This is a genomic window from Pseudorhodobacter aquimaris, from assembly GCF_001202025.1.
Classification (GTDB): domain Bacteria; phylum Pseudomonadota; class Alphaproteobacteria; order Rhodobacterales; family Rhodobacteraceae; genus Pseudorhodobacter; species Pseudorhodobacter aquimaris.
Genome location: NZ_LGHS01000058.1, coordinates 1 through 3,227, shown reverse-complemented (window position 1 = coordinate 3,227; position 3,227 = coordinate 1). Strand labels below are relative to the sequence as shown.

General features: G+C 55.8%; 5 pseudogenes. 1 reads left to right on the top strand and 4 read right to left on the bottom strand.

Features of this window, described 5'->3' with window-relative positions:
* Positions 1–793: pseudogene (locus tag AKU94_RS19210) on the bottom strand (IS3 family transposase); the annotation flags it as partial.
* A 71-nt stretch (positions 794–864) separates the two neighbouring features.
* Between AKU94_RS19210 and AKU94_RS10310 the strand changes: the two are divergent.
* Positions 865–1,644, top strand: a pseudogene (locus AKU94_RS10310) (IS110 family RNA-guided transposase); the annotation flags it as partial.
* 276 nt (positions 1,645–1,920) lie between these two features.
* On the opposite strand, the pseudogene AKU94_RS19205 reads toward AKU94_RS10310, so the two are convergent.
* From AKU94_RS19205 to AKU94_RS20410, 3 pseudogenes are all read right to left on the bottom strand, one after another.
* Positions 1,921–2,174: pseudogene (locus AKU94_RS19205) on the bottom strand (transposase domain-containing protein); the annotation flags it as partial.
* Positions 2,175–2,229: 55 nt separating this feature from the next.
* Positions 2,230–3,075: pseudogene (gene istB, locus AKU94_RS10305) on the bottom strand (IS21-like element helper ATPase IstB).
* Positions 3,065–3,227: pseudogene (locus AKU94_RS20410) on the bottom strand (IS21 family transposase); the annotation flags it as partial. The pseudogenes AKU94_RS20410 and istB, both read right to left, overlap by 11 nt.

The window sequence follows — 3,227 nt, the reverse complement described above, 5'->3', positions numbered from 1 at the left end:
GAGGTTGTCCGCGCCATTCGATGATCTGGTTTAAGCTTCTGACAACTCTCTCTGCGGGCAGCGAGAAGTCCACTTCAATACATAAGCCTTCACGATTAAAGTCATCCAGCACGTTCAATGTCCTGATCGAACGCCCATCTGCGAGCTGATCAGCCATGAAATCCATCGACCATGTCTCATTGGGTCTGTCAGGCACAGCCAATGGCTCGGGTTTATCACGCTTCAGGCGCTTCTTTGGCTTGATCCGCAGGTTCAGCTCCAGTTCACAGTAGATCCGGTAAACGCGTTTGTGGTTCCAGCCATAGCCTTGGACGTTGCGCAGATACAAAAAACATAGGCCAAAGCCCAGGTTCGCTTATTCTCGGTCAACCGTTCCAGCCAAGCGGCGATCTCCTCGTTCTCGTCGCTCAGGATTGGGCGTACCGGTAGCACGTCTCGCTGATCTCAAACGCACGGCAAGCCAACGCAATGCTGACCCCGTTCTGCGCGACCGCATTCATGGCCATCTCCCGCCTTCGAGATGGCTTCAGCGCTTTTTTCCAAGGGCTTCCTTCAGCAAGTCGTTTTGCATGCTCATTTCGGCATACATGCGCTTCAGGCGGCGGTTCTCCTCCGCCATATCCTTCATCTCTGAAATCAATGACGCATCCATGCCGCCGAACTTCGCCCGCCATTTATAAAAACTTGCGCTGCTCATTCCATGCTCCCGGCAAAGCTCAGAAACCGGAACACCGCCCTCCGCTTGCTTCAACACCGCCATGATCTGCGCGTCGCTGTATCGTCCATTCTTCATCGTAAATCTCCTCAGATATCTTGCCGAGAAAATTCTACTTTTGAACACCACTAATTTTAGGGGGGATTACCCTGCGTGCCGGGGAACTGACGCCGATTTGGGTTCCAGATGAAACGCATGAGGCAATGCGCGATCTTGTCCGGGCTCGGGAAAGTGCCGCAGAGGACCAGCGACATAAACGCCAGCTTGTTTCGGCGTTTATGCTTCGCCACGGGCGGACCTATCATCGGAGCAAGCCTTGGACGATGCGGTATCGCAGGTGGCTGTAAAGCCAGAGCTTTAATCATCCCGCACAGCAGATCGCCCTTCAGGAGATGCTACAAGCCGAGCGAAACGCAACGGAACGGGTAGACCGGTTGACTGGGCATATTGAAGCTTTGGTCCCAGAATGGGACCTCGCCCCAGCGGTAAATGCGCTGCAAGCTTTGCGGGGTGTCGCGTTGATCAGCGCTGTCACCTTCATGGCAGAGATCGGAGACGTGCGTCGCTTTGAGACGCCGGTAAAACTCATGGCCTATTTTGGGCTTGTGCCAAGTGAATACTCGACTGGCAAAACGACGAAGCGTGGTGGCATCACCCGCGCAGGGAATTCACGGGTTCGCCACAAGCTGATCGAGGGAGCCTGGATGTATCGGCTGCAGGCGCGTCCGGGCGCAAGGAAGCTCTACATCCTTCAGAAGCAACCAGCGGAGGTGCAGGACATTGCATGGAAAGCCCAGTCACGCTTGACGACAAGATACCGTAAGCTCATTCAGCGAGGCAAGAAATCGACGGTCGTGACTACCGCCATTGCGCGTGAGATGGCCGCCTTCATGTGGGATATAGCCCGCCGAACGATGCCCACGAGATAATCGTGGCACATGTGCCCAATGGCGGGCGCGAGGTCAACGGCAGGGGAATATCCGGCACTCGCTTTGAAGCCAACGCAGGTTGATGCTCGTTGTAAGAAAGGAATAGCCCCGAGACGCATAATCGGTCATGCGGTATCCAGCCCGCGTATCAGAGCTTGTTCACCGACGTCTTCAGACCTCGTGCCCACCCTTGGGCGCCCAAATCACATTAAACGCCACGGCGTTCCATGTTGCGTGAAAAAAACCTTGAAAAAAGACATCAGAGCGGCGTCCCAATCACACCTTGCTAGCGTAATTCCACGGTAGCAGATCGTCAATCTGGCTTTGTTTGTGGCCATTGACGATGGCAGTGAGCGTTGCAGCCATGCGTGCGGGTCGATGCTGTTCATTTTGCAGGTCTCGATCAGTGACGCAATGACGGCCCAGTTTTCCGCTCCGGCGTCATGGCCAGCGAAGAGGGCGTTCTTTCTGTTCAGTGCGATGGGGCGGATTGTGCGTTCGACGGTGTTGTTGTCGAACTCGATGCGGCCATGGGGTGTTAATTGTCACTGAGAACTGACCCACCTGTTCGTTATGATCTGCTGATTATGATGGCGTCAATGCTGTTGCCTCCTTTCGCTTTTTCTTTGCTGTTTCGGAGCTTGCCTTGAAGCGGTAGCTGTCATTGCCGGTCTCGAGGATATGGCAGCGATGGGTGAGACGATCGAGCAGTGCTGTGGTCATTTTGGTATCGCCAAAGACGCTGGCCCATTCACTGAAGCTCAGGTTGGTGGTGATGATGACGCTGGTGCGTTCATACAGTTTGCTCAGAAGATGGAAGAGCAGCGCGCCGCCAGAGGCGCTGAACGGCAGATATCCCAGCTCATCCAGTATCACCAAGTCAGTTTTGACCAATGCCTCAGCGATCTTTCCGGCCTTACCCAGTGCCTTTTCCTGCTCCAGCGCATTGACCAGTTCAACCGTCGAGAAGAAGCGCACACGCTTGCGGTGATGCTCAATGGCCTGAATGCCGAGGGCGGTTGCAACATGCGACTTTCCTGTTCCCGGGCCTCCGATCAGCACCACATTCTCGGCAGCGTCCATGAACTCACAACGATGGAGTTGGCGGACCAAGGCTTCACGGATCTCGCTGGCAGCGAAGTCAAAGCCAGAGAGGTCTTTATAAGCCGGAAAGCGCGCCGCCTTCATGTGATAGGCGATAGAGCGCACCTCGCGTTCGGCCATTTCCGCTTTGAGCATCTGCGACAGGATCGGCGTCGTGCCAGAGGCACGCTTTCAGCGTGACGCGGCTTCAAATGCGGGCGACCCTTGCTCATGCAGATCCTGCACAGCCTGCGCCATGCGTCGTGCTGCAAGCACGCCTTCGGCGTGACGCATCTTCAGGCTGCGCAGCATGATGACGATGGCAGCTCCAGCGGGATCATGACGCATCGCGCGCTCCTTTCTGGACCCGCAACCCATCATGAGCCGTGCGACATTGGCCTCTGGCTCCTTACTCAGCGGCAAGGCAGCTGGAGGGTCCACGTCTGGCTGGTCAGTCAGCTTACCATCCAACAGGCGATGCAGCAGGTTCAGCACATGGG